The following is a 14,485-nucleotide window of genomic DNA, read 5'->3' on the forward strand; positions in this document are numbered from 1 at the left end:
TTGTCAGCATGGAACGAACAGCCCCTCGGTCAGGAAGCCGTGCCAATGGCTCGACCCGTCCGCATTCAAGCACTGAATGCTCGGCCGGAGGGTTATCGCGTCATCGGCCCCTGTCCGCACCCAACCCTTCGGCGCCGGCGGCGAGAACCGCACTCCAAAGAGCTGGCCACACCCGCAGGCGCATCGAAAGTTCATGCCGCCGACATCCCCGGTCCTGGGATCGGCCCAGAACCGAAACGACCCCGCCGGGGGCAAGGGCTCATCGAAGATGGAAGTGACCAAGACGGCGGGAACGGCGGCCATTGGCTCAGATCCTTTCGTTCACGCCCTCGCGGGCATTGCGCACGCGCTCATCCTCGGCCGCCTTGATGCCGCGCCAGATTGACCACACGCCATAGGCGGCCAGCAGCGCCAGCAGAACGACGCCAACCACGCGCCAATTGTCCTGCAGCCAGGCGAGGGCGCCGTGCGCCGTGCGGACATGCTCGGCGGCCTCTTCGATCGGCGCGGTCACGCTCTGCACGGTCTCCGACAGCCCGCCGGCGCCCACAAGGCCGACGCCCGCCTTCAAGAGGCCTCCCTTGGCCGCTTCCGTCGCGGCGATCGTCTGCGATCCGCCTTCCTTCAGATCGGCGGCCGTCAATTCCTCGCGGGGCTTCGACACGATCTTTCGCCACTTGGCGTAAGCCTTGGCCAGCTCGCCCGCGTAAAAGTCCACTTGGCCGGGCCCGTTGTAGACGCGGGCGAAGGTCGCCCAGGTCCGATTCCGAAGATCGTCATCGATCCGCTTCGACCGGATGAAGGCGGCCATTTGCTCGAGGTGGACCCTCTCGCTTTCCAGGGCGGCTTCGAACATGGCGACGGCGCTTTCATAGCCGACGATGCGGTAATTCTCGCCAAGCACCTGTCCTCGGCCAACCGAGATCGAGCGGAACGCGGCCTCTTGATTGATCCGCGCGGCAAGCGCGAGTCGTTCGTAATTCTTGTCCTGCCTGATCTCGAGGGTTTTGCCCTTGGGATAATTCTTCTTCCACGCGGGATAGGCGAGGCCCTGCGAGACGGCCTTTCGCTGTTCGTCGCCATGCAAGTTCCGATAGAAGACATGCGGTTCGAAAAGGATCGTCGGCCGCCCCTTGGCGTCGAAGCCGCGGTTCTTGCTCTCGACGTCCAGCACGGCGCGCAGCGCCGCGACCTCGCACCCCAGCTCGCCGGCGACCTCTTCGACATCGCGAGCAGAGAGCGGGCGAGCAGCTCCTGAAAAAGAAACCATGTCAGTTAATCCTCGTCTTCGTAGATGCTCGCGACCCAATCGTTCAGCGTCGCCATCAGCATGGCGCATATCAGCGCGAGGCATGCCGCGGAGCTTTCCGCCAGTTCGCGCGGCTTATAGGCGCGCAGCTTCGCCGGCAGCAGACGCCTCCGGCCGAGCGATGCATTTTCGGATTTCGCGCAGATATACCGGCGAACGATGCGACGGATTTCGTCTTCTGAAACCTTGACCCGGATCGTCCTCAAGTGCCGGTCGATGGCGCGGAAAGTCGTCTCCTCGCGCCAAAGGGAGATCACCACGCGCTCGATCACTCGGCGCGTGGCGGTTTCTTGGGTCACGCCACGGCGAGCCTAAATTCAAACACCACGACGACAATCACGGCCAGAACGCAGGTCGCGAATAGCTGCAACATGCCTAGATCGTTTGCATCCATGATCCGCCCCTTACCTTCTACGAAGACCGACGAGCAGCGAAAGCAAGATCCGTGTAACGCTGATTGCAAATGCAACCCGAAAGAAAAGCGCCGGCGGCGCGCGCGAGGCCCTAGTCTTCTTCTGACCCATCTTCCGCGCCGGCGGCGAGCACATTCTCCGGATCGATGATGATCGGATAAAGCCCGCCGATCACGTCGGCGTCGACCGCCGTGGGGAAAAGATCAATCGGCAGCTCGCGCAGCTCGATTGGGAACACCTCGGCCAGCATCTTCCGGCGATCTTCGTTCCAGCGCCTATTGTCCTTCACCTTCACGCCGCCGCGATGCGCGTCCTCGACGAAGTTGCCATTCTCGTCTCGATCGGCGCATTCCTCGAGCAACGCGCGCTCGCGTTCCTGGAACGGCACGACGATTTCCTGAAGCCGCTTGTGATTGTAGGCGAGGCGCAAGGCCAGCGCCGGCGCAATCCCCTTCAGGTTCATCTGCGCCGCGACGATCGCCGTCGAAAGATTGATCGCATCGATCGCTTTCAACTCGAGCTTCATACGCATTACCACTTAGTTGGTCGCGCCCTTGATCACCGCGAATTGCAAAACGGGCGCTTCTGAAGTCGTCGCGCTCGCCATGACCCAGATATCAGCGGAGCCGGCGGCGCACTTGGACCCGAACAGATAAACCAGATTGTTCGGCGAACTCACAAGGCTAATTGCGAGAGTATCGTTCGCCGCGATCTTGTTATTCGTCAGGGTGAACCTCGAGGAGGTCGATAGCGTCGTCAAACCGGCTGCGCCAAAGAGCGTGATCTGCCCCGTCACGGCATTGAGGGTGACGCCCGTCGTGCGGCTCGTCGCCTGCGAAACGGTCCCGCCGGCGCCCTGGCCCGTCACATATCCGAGCGCGCCCTTCGCAAGCACAGATTGATCCTGCCCGATCACCAGCGCCAAGGAGCGGGTCGTCGTGCCATTTGGCGTCGTCCAGAGCTCCAATTGCGTCCCCTGGGCGGTGCTCGTATGCGTCTCGGTCGACTTGGCGTAAAGGATCGCCGCATCATCCGAATAGGCCGATCCGCCGCTCGTGTAATAGCCGGCGAACTGGATCGCCCCGAGATAGACGCCGCTCGTAATCTGCGTAGGAGAAGCGCCCGTCCCCTGCGCGCGGCGAACGCGCAGGGCAGGAAGGGCTCCAAAGGCGTCAATGACCCCAAGGGCGGCCGTCGCATCTGCGCCGATTAGGCGCTGAACCGTTCCGGTCGGCGCGGAGGTCGGCGACGGCGCCGCATTGTCATTCAGCGTATAGGGCGCGGCAAGGTAGTCCTCGATCGCCTGCCCAAGCGCGCGACAATCGCTTTTGTCGATCGTCGTGGCGTCAGGAAATGCGTCTACAAAGGCGTCAGCAAGCGCGCCCATTTAAGCCCCCAGATTGTTAAATCGTGATTGAGACAGACGAGCCCCAAGCGCCGGGCGTCCCGTTATTGGGAATCCAGCGCGCTTGCACGGTGACCGTCGTTCCATTTGGCAGCACGGGCGTTTGCACCGTGAATTGCGAGATCAGCGTATTGACCTGTTTCCAAGTCTGGCCAGCATCGAGCGAATATTGCGCATCCCACATCAGGTTAGGATCGACCACCAGATAAACGATATTGGCGATCGCAACCAAATTCCCGTAGGAGCGCTGTTGAGCATAGTCGATCCGAACCGCATACCCGCCGTTCGTTTCGTCATAAACCACCGAGAGGAAGGGAACCGGCGTCGGAAGCGTCGGCGCCTTCACGATCTCGAAGTTCCGAACGGGATCGGGGGGCGGGGCCTCGTCCGTGTAGATATCGTGCGCGACCTCGGCCAGCTCGAGGTTCCATTCGGCAATACTCTCCCCCTGCGCAACGGCAAGCACTCGGAACGCACCAACGATCCCGAGCATTTCCGAGCTCACAGAGATATAGCGCTGGCCCGCGCACAAAATGCCTCGCGGGCCCGTGCGCAGCGACAGCGTGCGCCGCCGGTTCCGTCGCTTCAGATAGCGGCGGACCATGCGCCACGCCTGTGACGGCGAGGGGCAATATTCCAACTGAATCGAGTCCGTCCGCCGGCCGATCTTCGCGATCGACTCCGCATCCTCATAGATCGGCGCCTCAACCGGCGAGTAACGCTGGCGCGGCTCCGTATAAGTGATGTGGATATAATTGGTCTCTTCATTCAGAGGCAGGCCGAAACCAACCTGAGCGCCGGTTATATCCCCATCATCGATCGTGACATGCGTCGCCTCTTCTTTGCCGATCCACATGCAAAAGAGCCCATTTTGGTCGATCCCATAAGACCCATCGCAGACCGCCATAATTTTCGCGAGGACGTCGCGCGGCTCGAGCTCCAAAGACACGTTCGCCGACATGCGCGCGAAAGGCTCGTAACAGATCCCGCCATTTCCGAAGTTGCGGATGAAACAAGGCACAAGGCGATCGCAATCAGCAGCGGCCTCGGCGATCGTCTTCCAGTTGATCCCCCGGATTGCCGTCGCGCCCATCTGAATTAGGCGATTCACATAATCGGCGGCGATCAGCGCGGGATTTTCGCTCCATTTCCAGCTCGTGTTGTAGAGCGAATAAGCCCCGCCCTCGAGCTCGGTCTGGCCAGGGTCGCGCGGGTCGTAAAGCGGCGCGCCGCGGTAGACGAAGTTAAACATGGGCCAGTTGTTCGGATAATATTGCTGACGGCTCGCCCCATTGTAGGTCGAGGCGAAATAGGCCCAGGTATAGAAGATCGTGCAGCCTTTGCCCTTATGGGAATCATCCCAATAATTGAGCATGCTGATATCGTAAGAATTAACACCCCAAATCGTGCCTGATGACTGAAAGGTCTTCAGCAAGTAAGAGGTCGTTCCTTCAGGCCTCGCATTGCAAATTTCGACCAGAACAAGCGGGCCGAAGACTGGGCCCGCAGCCCAGACCACATACTTGGTCCCGCCATTCGGCCCCCAAATGGCGTCAGTATCAGGCGGCGTCGGGCCGACCAGCAAGTTCGATTTAACCCAGTCGATCAGCTCGTCGTCGCAGGTAATCGACTCAATGCCAGAGATCGGCCCCTCGCACATATAGAGGCCGTAGGTCAGATTGATCTTTGCGGTTCCGGCTTCCTTCCAGAATTCAATTCCAGGGTTTTGCACGCGGCCATAGGAGATCAGACGCGGCGCGGTCGGATGGCTCACCACAACCTTGTAGGTCGGGGGCGGCGCCTGGATCGAGATCGGCGCTTCGCCGCCGCGCTTCTTATCGCTGCCAGCCACGAACTCGACGCCCATGCGCGCCATGGTCATGGCCAGCGCGACGGGCTGCATCCCTGGGATATAGGCGGCGATCTGCCCAAAAATTCCAAAGATCGGCGACAGGATTTTAGACACGCCAAGCCCTTACGATTTCCGGCCGCCAGTCGATTTGCACCTTCGAAAAGCTGCGCGTCACGAATGCCCCATCGATTGCGATCACACCTAGCAAAAGTCCACCAACAGCCGGGCGCATCAGCGCCACGGCTCCAGGAACCGGATCGCACGGCGCGAGGCCCAGGCGAGCGCACCAAAGCTCTACGCCACTCTCGACGCCATGCGCGCGCCATGCGCGCGCGATCGCACGCCTCGAGGGAACCCCATCGACGCCATGCAAGGCCAGCCATTCGCTCACGAACTGCGCGCAAGGCCCGCGCGTCCCGCAATCAAACGCGAACTTGATTAGGTCGCGGCTCATTGCGTGACGACGGTCTTTTTCCATCCGATGCGCTCGAAGATGCGATCCCCCGGATATTTCGCTTGCTGATCGGCGTCGCTCACAAGATTGAGCGGCGGGATATGCTTCCCGCCGAACAGGGGATCGGCCGGGATCGACAAAACGATTTTTGCGCCATCAAACGAAAGGCTCGCGCTCCCCATTTGATACGTCTGCAGAAGGTAAGGCAGATCGACAGCGGCCGCGGTCCTCGCATTGAACAGCAACCAGAACACGCGAACCGTGCGCCCGAGGATCTCCGCATTGCTATCCGCAACGGCGCGCGACAGCGTCGCGCGGAAGTTCGCCGCCTTCTGGCTTTTCATGGTCAAGAGCCGACCCGAGATCGCCATTTGCAGAGGCGCGGTCACCGCCTCGGCGCCGCACTGGATTCCCGAAATGCTGCCGAGCACGCCCAGGCCGCGCCATTGCTGCCCGACATTGTCGGTCACCGTGTCGCCATTGCAAAGCCGGATCGTCTCGCTTTCCAGCTCCATTTCCACGCCATAGGCGGCGCGGATCACTTGTCCGGCGAGCATTTCGCGCGCGGCGGCCGAGAAGAAAGGTTCAGGCTGCGGCATTACCAGTCCGCCTCGATAAAATCGAAAGTCCCGTGCCCCAAATGCCCGAACTGCAAATCGGGATCGGGCGCATCAGAGTCGGGATCGAGATAGCAAAGGCAGCGAGGGTCATCGACCTCGATCTTTTGAGTCTCCTCATAGGCCGCGCGCGTCGGCGGCCAAAAGCGCCACTCCCAATCACCGCCGCCCAAGTCTTTCACCTGGTCGAGGATGTGCAAGCGCCCGGCAAGCTCAAAATAATTTCCAGCGCGCAGCACGAACGGCGTCGAGGCATAATAGGCGAGAAGCGTCGTCACATTTGGCCCGATGGAGTCGCTCAACAAAATGTGGCTGCTCGACTCCGAAAAATCGGTCCCATCGCTGAAGCCCGTATTGTCCGAAAACTTGGTCAGCGTCGGCCGGCTCACGCCTGCCACCAGGTGGGGAGCATACGGATAATCAAACGGCCCGACATAGATCGGCGCTTGGCGACCCTTCAGATAGGCCACTAGGGCGCGGAACTGAAGGTAGCGGCGTCCGGTAAAGGCAACCTCACCGTAAATGAAGCGCCAGCCGCCAGCGCTTGAGAGAACCGTCTGCGCGCGGCCGCGCAGCGGCTTCGGGCCAGTCAAGGCCGGACGTTCGATGATCGGCCGCACGCGGTTGGGGCTCAACTCGCGCGGCCATTTTTTCACGCTCGCAAGGCGCTCGCTCAATTCTCTCTCCGAGTGTGATCGCGCATCATCGACGGAAGCCGCGCATTGTTCTCCGCGATTTTACGGTCAATCATGATTTCCCAATCGCCATTAGGTTTTTGCTCGGCCTGCACATCGACGCCGGAATAATTGGAGATATAGACATTGCCGCCGCTCTGCGACCCGCCCTGCATCGAGACCGGGATAGAGCGCCCGTCGGGCAGCGGAACGAACGCCTCGGCGCCAGCGCCCTCCCCGAACAATGCCAGCTGCGGCTTGTTCGCCACGCCGCCCCCGGCATAGCGGTTCAAGGGGACAGACCCCTTCGACGTCATGACGCCGCCATCAGCAAACGGCCAAAGGCTGGCGAAGATATCGATCAGGCCGCCAAGCATCCCGCCGCCGCCCTTATCCTTCCCGCCGCCCAGGAGCCCTCCAAGCATTCCCCCCTCCCCATTCACCACCACGTTGGCCGCGGTCACGTTCATTTGCTGCGTCTTCGCGCCATCCGGCCCGAACCCGAGCTGCTTGGCGATCATCCCGAAGATCCCGCCTACAGACCCGTCCTTGCCCTCCATCCCCATCATTTTCGCCATCGGGCCCGAGCCGGTCAGCGCCGCGTCAAGGATGTGATCGCCGGCCGAGTCCAGTCCCTTCTTTAGGGCATCCCCTGGCTTTCCGCCCTTGAGGATTTCCTTCAGCCCGCCGGAGACCGAACCCGCCACAGACCCGTAAGCCTCATTGAAGGCTTTGGCCTGCTCGTTCAGCTTCTTTTGCGCTTTCTCGGCCTCATCGATCTTCGTCACAAGCGCGGCGACATTGTCCTTTTGCTCTTTGGTCGCGGCGACGCCGATCTTGTGTTGCTCGTTCTCGATTTTCACCTTCAGGGCGACGGCGTCGTGCGCGTCGCCGATCGCCTGGGCGAGCGACAGCTGGTGCTCGAGGTCGCGCGTCACATTGGCGTAATTATCGGCCGCGCGCTCCGTGTCGGTCTTCGCATGGCGTCCCGATCCGCCGCGCGCCTTCTTCTTCTCCATCGGGCCCAGGCCGTCGTTATTCCAGGCCGTGAAGGCGCGCTGCGTCGCGCCCATTGTGTTGGGCACGCCCGGCATTCCGACCGACCCCGGCTGCCACTCTGGCAGCGCCGGGCCGTTCAGATTGTTGTCCCTCATATACTGGTCAATCGACCGACCCTGCGCGCCGGCGACGGGCCCGGCCATCTTTCCGCCGTCGCGGATCGCGTTGTAGAATTCAGTGGCCGCGATCGCCGCGTCTGCGATCCCGCCCTTGATCTCCTGCCAGAGAAGCGACACACCCTGCAGAGGGCTCGACAAGCGCCCGAACGCAGCGAACAGCTTCTGATCGGACAGCTCGGCCGCCTTCTCAATCTCGCGCTGCATATCCAGGGCGGCCTTCGCCGGCCCATCCGCGAACGAAACCCCGGTCTTTTGCGCGGCCTCGTCAAGCGCCTTCATGGCCAGCTCGCCGTTGCGCAAGCTCTCGTAAAACTTCGCGCCGGCGTCATCGCCGAACAGACGCTTCGCGAGATCCATACCCTCTTCGCGGGGCAGCTCGCGGATTTTCTCACCGACAAATTCAATGAACTCGCCAGCGGTCTTCGCGCGCTCCCCGAGCAGCACGAAACGCCCGTCGATCTTTTCCAGCGCCGATCGGACCTCGCCGGACCCGAGCTTGAATTTTTCGAATTGCTGGTTGGCCTGATCCAGAGCGCCTTGAACGCCCTTGCTGTCCAGCCCAACGCCCGCACCGACCCCGCGCGCGGCCAGCACGCGGGACGCGCCGAGGCCGCTCGTCTCTTGAGCCCGCCCCAGGTCAGCAAGCGCGTTCTGGGCGCGGCTGATGCCATATTCCACGGCCGCGAAGCCCGCGATCAGGCCGCCCGTCAAAACGCGCCCAGGGGTCAAAAGCCCGAGCATGTTCTCGCCCAGGCTTTTCAGCGCGCCGCCCACGCCGCCCTTGTGCGTCGAGAGCACATCGAAAACCTGGGAGCCCTGTTGCGCCAGGACGGTGAAGGGGGATTGCCCTCCGGCGAGCGAAACCGCTACGTCCTGCGCCTGGCGCCCGAGGTTGATCAGCTCGTGGCGCGCGAGCCCAGTCGCCTTCGCATTGTCGTTCATGGCGCCATTGAGCCGGCGATGCATCGCATCGAGGCGCTCGACGGCCGCCGCATATGCGGTCGTCTTTTCCAAGCCCTGGGCGCGCGCGCGCTCGAGCAATCGCTCCTGCTTAACGATTTCCTGCGTCAGCTTGTAATTTTCGTCATGGGCGCGCGCGACCACGTTCAGCGAGCGCGCGGCGCTTTCCTGGGCCTTGGTGAACCTCTCGGTCGACGCGATCGCCCCTTCCGCATTTTGCGTGCGGAACAGGATTTCGATTTCGGAGACGACCTTTTCGGTTGCCATGCCCCTTTAGCTCCCTTCCATCTTTGCGTTCTGCCTTGCGCGCGCGCGGGCGAGCATTCCCTGAATGCCCTTCACGTCGCGAACCGGGATCAGCCCTTCAGCGCGCGATTTTCGTTCCTCTTCCGCTCGCGCGGCCGCTTCTGACTGCTTTTTCATGACAGCCGCATCGATATAGCGAAGCAGCTTCACCTCCCAAGGCTTTGGCGAAACCCGCATAAGGGCGGCCCAGTCCCTTATATCCTGCAACGAAATAGGATTCGGACCGGCTGGTCCATACGATCGCCCGATCGCCAATTCTTGAAACCATCCCCAGAGATAGGCGAGCTGCTCCGGCAGCTCGCCCGTAATCTCGAAATGGCTTTCGGCGACTGAGGCCTCGGCAGCGTAGGCGATCAGGCGCCGGCCGAGGCCTTCAAGAAATTTGCGCGCCCGGTAATGAATTCGTCGGCCTGTTCAACCAGCCACGGCAAGCGGCGGTAGACCTCGCGCACATTCTCACGCGTGCAAGGATAGGGCTCGCCATCCACCATGATCGACCACGAGATCGTGCAAGCGGCGATCAGGTCGATGGTCTCGGCGCGCATGTCGGCCAAGGTCGGCCTTTCCTGGCCGGTCTGGATTGCCTTGCGCAAGCGAAACTCGCGCTGCTCTTCCTGGGCCATGCGAAAGCGATCGCTATCCTTGCCCGCCAGGGTCAGCGTCATCGGCTTCCCGCTCTTATCCAGAAGCGGATTGCCGCTCGCGAAATGCCGAACAGTCATTACCGCCGACTGTTCGGTCTCCAAGTCGAAAATATTATCCATACTCACTCCCTACTTGGTTTGAAGGCGGCGACTAGGTCGCCGCCGTCGTGGTGATCTTCGTATTGATCGCGAGGTTCCATCCGCGCTTCACGATATTGTTGGCGCCGCCCACGTTGAGCTTCTTCGATGAAACCAGCGCGCAGAAGTAGTCGATCTGATCGGTTCCGCCGGAGGTCAGCTTATTGGGCAAGGTCACCTTGAAGGCATACATGCCGGCGTTCGCGGCCTCGGCCGTGATCAGAGCTTGCTGACCCGTATCGTCGGGGCGATCGAGGCAGATCAGCGGCACGGTGCCGGCGTCTCGGGTGCCCTTCGCCTTGAAGACGCGATTATCCTGAAGCGTCTCGGCGGTCAGGATGCGCGCCTCGTCGCCATATTCGCCGATCTCGGAAACATCCCCGATCTCGGTATAGGACAGCCCCGCATAAGCGGCGGCATCGGCCGGCTCACTGAATTGAACCGTCGTGCAGATGAAGACTTTCGCGCCGGCTGCGGCATACGGAATAGACATGGCTTCCCCCGTGATTAGTCGGAATATTCGAACCGATAGGGCACGATGACGGCGGCCAGCAGATAATTCCCCTGGTCAATTCCATCCCTGATCGATGGCGCCTCGGTCTCGACGTCACCGAAGCTCTTTGCGCGAAAAATCGCGTCGATCGCCTCACACAACGTCCGGCTTTCGGACATGCCAGAGGCAATCTGCGTCGCCACGACAACGCGGAACGATCCTATTTCGCGATAGCGCCGGCACAGCGCCGCGCGCTCGTTTTGCGACACCGGAAAATCGACGCGCACCCATGGCGTCCCGTCTTCCGGTTCTTCCATATCCTCGTTCTGATTGAGGATCGTCGCGAGCGAAAATTCCGCCGCCAGTTTTGCAACAACGGCGTCAGCAAGTGCTTTCTTTGCCATCCCTACCTCGGATTGACCTGGATCGCGGGATAGCGCGTCTCGCGCTCCATAGAATTCGCGGCGCGCTTGGCGCGCGACGCTGTCTTGCCGCCCTTCTTCCCGCCGAGGCCGACATAGGGCAACAGCACAGAGCGGTAGGTGAATTTAATCATCGCCATGTTGCCATAGCGCCGGCGCGCCATGTCGGCGACGACATCGTAAACACCGTCCGGCGCCTGCTTCGAAAGGCCGCGCTCGATCTTGCGCGCATAGGGAAGGGGGCTCACGAAGAGATATTCCTCCGCCGGCGGAACCTCTCCCGCAGCATCCACCTCGACACCATCCGCGAGCAGTATGTGCGATTTTTTGTAACGCCCGCTTCGCACGGGAGAGTGCATTTCCAGCTGTCCGGAGATCCAGCTCAGCACATCGCCGATCAAGTGGAACCGAACGGCGATCACACCGCCGTTCGGATTGATCGTCTCGAGCGGGGCGCCCTCTCGACCATCCACGAACTGATCGTAAGGCACCTTTCGCCCGAGCGCGGCCTCATTGTTGGCCGCGGTCTTATCGATCACCTCTTGAGCCTTACGCGCCATCAGCTTTTGACGCGCGGCAGGCGAAAGGTTCTCGTTTACGAAGTTCGCGATCTCTTGCCGAAAGTTTCCGAGGCGCGCCATTACGACGACCGCGCCACAACGCCAATCTGATATTTCGCCTGGGCGCCAGAGCTATTGCCGACGCGCAGGATATCGCCTGTGCCGGCGGCAATCGCACCAAAGCCGCCGACATTGCCCACGCCTCCGAGCAGGATAAAACATCCCGGCCGGATCGGGCCGATCGTCGGCGTCGTGCCGCCGAGGAAGCCGAGCATCGGGCTCGATCCGCCGCCGATCGTCAGGTTCGTCGTATTGTCGGCCGCCGGGTCCATCGGCTTATTGTAGATCAGCAGCGCGGCCAGCTCGGCGGCCGTGATCGTCGCGCCCAGAGCATCCGAAAGCGAACCCGTTAGGTCGATATCGTCGTTTGTATTGCTCGCGACGGTCCGCTCAGCCACGTAGACCTTGTCGGCTTGGTTGGCGGCGACGCCATCCGAGAAGTTATTCGCGATCTCGATCAGCACATTCCAGTGCGGCGCATTGCCAAGGATGCTCGAGCCCGCAAGCGCGATATTGAAGTGGACCTTGATTAACCCGCTAACCGGCATTGCAGCCCCCCGCTATCTTATCCTCAAGTCGACACGAACAATCTCGCCGGCGATCCTATGAGGAACCGCGAAAAGAACGGTTCTGGTGCGCCCGCTAACCACGAGGCGATCGCCATGGCGCGGCAAAGGATCAGCGCCGATCGCAGGCCAATCGGCCGCCAGCATTTCGGTCGGCGAAATGACTGCCTTCGAGTCCCCAGGCTGAAGGCCCTCCATCCCATCGATATCCTGGAGGCGAAACTCACTCACAAAGGCCCGAAGGCTCACCTCCGACGCCACGGTCGTCGTGCCGGGCGTCAATCGCTGAAGCGTCACATCCTGCCCGTGCGCCAAAAGATGGCGATCCAGCGCCGAAATAGCTTGCCCAGGCGTCATAGCGTCAATCCCGAATAATCGTGGATTTGATCGTAAGCACGCCGCGCGTCACCGTCGCGGGCGCGCCGCCCGAGGTCACGCGCGCCTCGTGATAGTGAAGGCCCGAGGGAATATCCCAAGTATCGGCCGGCTCGAGGTCCACATAAAGAACCCAGGTCAGTTCCGCGTCGACGGTCTCTTGCACAAGGCGCGCGCCGCCGCCTACGTCCGTCGTCTTCGTGACCAGCGGCGTCTCTTCGTCGATCGCCTCGGGGAACGATCCCAGCGCCCAGACCGCGGAAGGCGTCGACAGGTTCGCCGGCGCCCCCGCCTCATCGAGGATCAATATCCGCAGCGACACCTCATCGCCTGCGGAGATGCGAGCATTCTGGTTCTCTTTCGCCATTATCAGAACTCGCCTTGCAGTGATTTCGGCGTCGTGCTTATCGACCCGACCAGCGTCTTTTGCGTCGAGAATACGCCTTGCAGGGTTTTCGTCCTGCGAAGCTGGTCATAGGCCGCAGCGTCGGCCGCATCGCAGTCCTCGGCCACAGACGCGGCCAGAACGAGCAGCGCCGCCGGCGCATCCGCGCCCGAGCCCGCTTCCGCGCAGGAAACAGGCATCGCGACTTGGCCCGTCTGGTTGGCAACGACGATCCCGCTTTCGGCGATCGTCGCGGCCAGCACGGCGAGCAGAGACGGCGCATCGGACGCGCTCGCGGTCTCAGTCCGCGAAGCCGCGGTCACCAGCTGCGCGCTACACGCGTCGGACGCGCTCGCGGACTCCGAGCACGCCCCCACGCCCCCAAGGACGCAGGAGCCCACGCCATTGGCGCTTCCGCCCTCGGCTATCGCGCCGACAAGGGCTCCGCCCCCGGATTGCGTCGAATTGGCCGTCCCGGCTTCCGACTGGCTTCCCACAAGCGCGCCAGTCGCCGCAGGGGCGTCGCTGGCGGTCGCCGCGCCAGTCCCGGCCCCGACCAAAGCCGCCTGGGCGCTTGGCGCGTCCTGGGCCGACGCAGCCTCGTCTAGCGACTTGCTATAGGTCACCCCGCCGATATCGCCGGTCTGCGCGTCCGCAGCGCTCGCGGCCTCAGTGAGGCTAGGCGCCATAACCAGCGCGCCGGCGTCGCTATCCGAGGCCGACCCAGCTTCGCTCGCGGAGGCGGCCATAACCGCCGTCCCGCTCTGCGTCGAATTCGCCGCCCCGGACTCGGTCTCTGCGACCCCAAAGGCGCCCGTGGCGCTTTCAGTCTCGCTCGCCGTCGCCGCCTCAGTTCGAGACGGCGAGGCAACCATCGTCCCGGTATTGCCATCCGACGCCGCGCCCGACTCGGCCGCGGTCGCCACAAGCGCCCCAGTGCCCGCCTGGGCGTCGGCCGCCGTTGCGGCCTCAGCATCAGCGCCGACGAAGGCCGCAACGGCCATCTGCGTCTCCGCAGCGGTTCCACTCTCGACCAGGGAAGGCGCATGAACCTTCGCCCCCGACTGGCTTTCGCTCGCAGACCCGCTTTCGGAAAGCGCGCACGGAAAGACCGCGGTTCCGACCTTCGTATCTGCGGCCGACCCGCTTTCGGTCAGCGAGGACACGAAAGCGGCAAGGCCGCTTTCGGCCTCGGCCGCGGTCGCCGCCTCTGTCAGCGCGCCAACGAACACCGCGGCCGCACTCTCCGCAGCCCCCGCGAAACCCGCTTCCGTCCGCGCGAGCGCGACCACAGTCGCGCCGCTTGGCGTATCGGCTGCAGATCCCGCTTCCGTCAGCGCGCCGACCAGGGCGGCCGAGCTGCTTTCGCTATCAGCCGCCGACGCGGCTTCCGTCAGCGCGCCGACAAACGCGGCGGAACTACTTTGAGCCTCGGAGGCCGTCGCGGCCTCGCTCTGCGCGCCGACAAAGGTAGCTACGCAAACCTCAGCCTCGGAAGCCGCCGCCGCTTCCGCCTGCGCGCAAGGGAACACCGCCGCAGCACTTTGGGAATCGCTCGCAGACGCGGTTTCCGTAAGGCTTTCATTGAAGACCGACTGCCCCTTAGACAGGGCCAGAACAGGGCTTTGGATAGAGGGCGGGGCAATCCAGGGCGGGCGGAAAAAATGACCCATA

The 14,485-nt window shown here is 62.5% G+C and carries 17 protein-coding genes; all 17 read right to left on the reverse strand.

Annotated elements, in window-relative coordinates:
* Positions 1-3 precede the first annotated feature (3 nt).
* Positions 4-303, reverse strand: coding sequence for a ubiquitination-like system serine protease family protein (locus ACETII_RS12760; RefSeq protein ID WP_472785729.1), 300 nt, complete (start codon positions 301-303; stop codon positions 4-6).
* A 4-nt stretch (positions 304-307) separates the two neighbouring features.
* Positions 308-1,270 (reverse strand): N-acetylmuramidase family protein, encoded by a 963-nt coding sequence (locus tag ACETII_RS12765; protein WP_472785730.1) that lies wholly within the window; start codon positions 1,268-1,270, stop codon positions 308-310.
* Positions 1,271-1,275: 5 nt separating this feature from the next.
* Positions 1,276-1,608: a hypothetical protein gene (locus ACETII_RS12770; RefSeq protein WP_472785731.1), complete on the reverse strand. Its 333-nt coding sequence runs from the start codon at positions 1,606-1,608 to the stop codon at positions 1,276-1,278.
* A gap of 205 nt (positions 1,609-1,813) precedes the next feature.
* On the reverse strand, positions 1,814-2,254 hold the full coding sequence (locus tag ACETII_RS12775; RefSeq protein WP_472785732.1) for a hypothetical protein: 441 nt from the start codon (positions 2,252-2,254) through the stop codon (positions 1,814-1,816).
* Positions 2,255-2,260: 6 nt separating this feature from the next.
* Complete coding sequence (locus ACETII_RS12780; RefSeq protein WP_472785733.1) at positions 2,261-3,109, reverse strand: hypothetical protein; 849 nt, start codon at positions 3,107-3,109, stop codon at positions 2,261-2,263.
* Between the two features lie 16 nt (positions 3,110-3,125).
* Positions 3,126-5,003: a phage tail protein gene (locus ACETII_RS12785; protein WP_472785734.1), complete on the reverse strand. Its 1,878-nt coding sequence runs from the start codon at positions 5,001-5,003 to the stop codon at positions 3,126-3,128.
* A gap of 426 nt (positions 5,004-5,429) precedes the next feature.
* Complete coding sequence (locus ACETII_RS12790) at positions 5,430-6,032, reverse strand: hypothetical protein (RefSeq protein ID WP_472785735.1); 603 nt, start codon at positions 6,030-6,032, stop codon at positions 5,430-5,432.
* Positions 6,032-6,670 (reverse strand): hypothetical protein, encoded by a 639-nt coding sequence (locus ACETII_RS12795; RefSeq protein ID WP_472785736.1) that lies wholly within the window; start codon positions 6,668-6,670, stop codon positions 6,032-6,034. Before ACETII_RS12795 ends, ACETII_RS12790 begins: the two co-directional genes overlap by 1 nt.
* Before the next feature lie 53 nt (positions 6,671-6,723).
* Positions 6,724-9,129 (reverse strand): phage tail length tape measure family protein, encoded by a 2,406-nt coding sequence (locus ACETII_RS12800; RefSeq protein ID WP_472785737.1) that lies wholly within the window; start codon positions 9,127-9,129, stop codon positions 6,724-6,726.
* Between the two features lie 6 nt (positions 9,130-9,135).
* Entirely contained in the window at positions 9,136-9,570 is a 435-nt protein-coding gene (locus ACETII_RS12805) for a phage tail assembly chaperone (protein ID WP_472788163.1), read from the reverse strand.
* On the reverse strand, positions 9,522-9,914 hold the full coding sequence (locus ACETII_RS12810; RefSeq protein WP_472785738.1) for a hypothetical protein: 393 nt from the start codon (positions 9,912-9,914) through the stop codon (positions 9,522-9,524). The genes ACETII_RS12805 and ACETII_RS12810 overlap by 49 nt, the downstream gene beginning before the upstream one ends.
* Positions 9,915-9,963: 49 nt before the next feature.
* Positions 9,964-10,443: a phage tail tube protein gene (locus tag ACETII_RS12815; RefSeq protein WP_472785739.1), complete on the reverse strand. Its 480-nt coding sequence runs from the start codon at positions 10,441-10,443 to the stop codon at positions 9,964-9,966.
* Positions 10,444-10,457: 14 nt separating this feature from the next.
* Positions 10,458-10,847, reverse strand: a complete 390-nt coding sequence (locus tag ACETII_RS12820) for a phage tail terminator-like protein (RefSeq protein ID WP_472785740.1) — start codon at positions 10,845-10,847, stop codon at positions 10,458-10,460.
* A gap of 2 nt (positions 10,848-10,849) precedes the next feature.
* On the reverse strand, positions 10,850-11,404 hold the full coding sequence (locus ACETII_RS12825; RefSeq protein WP_472785741.1) for a hypothetical protein: 555 nt from the start codon (positions 11,402-11,404) through the stop codon (positions 10,850-10,852).
* A 101-nt stretch (positions 11,405-11,505) separates the two neighbouring features.
* Positions 11,506-12,033 (reverse strand): hypothetical protein, encoded by a 528-nt coding sequence (locus ACETII_RS12830; RefSeq protein ID WP_472785742.1) that lies wholly within the window; start codon positions 12,031-12,033, stop codon positions 11,506-11,508.
* A 379-nt stretch (positions 12,034-12,412) separates the two neighbouring features.
* Positions 12,413-12,793 carry a hypothetical protein gene (locus ACETII_RS12835; protein WP_472785743.1) on the reverse strand — a complete coding sequence of 127 codons (381 nt, stop codon included), beginning with the start codon at positions 12,791-12,793 and terminating at the stop codon, positions 12,413-12,415.
* A gap of 2 nt (positions 12,794-12,795) precedes the next feature.
* The gene (locus ACETII_RS12840; RefSeq protein WP_472785744.1) at positions 12,796-14,484 is read right to left on the reverse strand and encodes a hypothetical protein; all 1,689 of its coding nucleotides are present in this window, start codon (positions 14,482-14,484) and stop codon (positions 12,796-12,798) included.
* Between the last annotated feature and the right edge of the window lies 1 nt (position 14,485).

The sequence above is a fragment of the Methylocystis sp. NC52PC genome, from assembly GCF_055698645.1.

Excerpts from the sequence above, each read along its gene's own strand:
- ACETII_RS12760 (WP_472785729.1), bottom strand. The coding sequence starts at position 303 with ATGGCCGCCGTTCCCGCCGTCTTGGTCACTTCCATCTTCGATGAGCCC.
- ACETII_RS12765 (WP_472785730.1), bottom strand. The coding sequence starts at position 1,270 with ATGGTTTCTTTTTCAGGAGCTGCTCGCCCGCTCTCTGCTCGCGATGTC.
- ACETII_RS12775 (WP_472785732.1), bottom strand. The coding sequence starts at position 2,254 with ATGCGTATGAAGCTCGAGTTGAAAGCGATCGATGCGATCAATCTTTCG.
- ACETII_RS12780 (WP_472785733.1), bottom strand. The coding sequence starts at position 3,109 with ATGGGCGCGCTTGCTGACGCCTTTGTAGACGCATTTCCTGACGCCACG.
- ACETII_RS12785 (WP_472785734.1), bottom strand. The coding sequence starts at position 5,003 with ATGGCGCGCATGGGCGTCGAGTTCGTGGCTGGCAGCGATAAGAAGCGC.
- ACETII_RS12790 (WP_472785735.1), bottom strand. The coding sequence starts at position 6,032 with ATGCCGCAGCCTGAACCTTTCTTCTCGGCCGCCGCGCGCGAAATGCTC.
- ACETII_RS12800 (WP_472785737.1), bottom strand. The coding sequence starts at position 9,129 with ATGGCAACCGAAAAGGTCGTCTCCGAAATCGAAATCCTGTTCCGCACG.
- ACETII_RS12815 (WP_472785739.1), bottom strand. The coding sequence starts at position 10,443 with ATGTCTATTCCGTATGCCGCAGCCGGCGCGAAAGTCTTCATCTGCACG.
- ACETII_RS12820 (WP_472785740.1), bottom strand. The coding sequence starts at position 10,847 with ATGGCAAAGAAAGCACTTGCTGACGCCGTTGTTGCAAAACTGGCGGCG.
- ACETII_RS12830 (WP_472785742.1), bottom strand. The coding sequence starts at position 12,033 with ATGCCGGTTAGCGGGTTAATCAAGGTCCACTTCAATATCGCGCTTGCG.
- ACETII_RS12835 (WP_472785743.1), bottom strand. The coding sequence starts at position 12,793 with ATGGCGAAAGAGAACCAGAATGCTCGCATCTCCGCAGGCGATGAGGTG.
- ACETII_RS12840 (WP_472785744.1), bottom strand. The coding sequence starts at position 14,484 with ATGGGTCATTTTTTCCGCCCGCCCTGGATTGCCCCGCCCTCTATCCAA.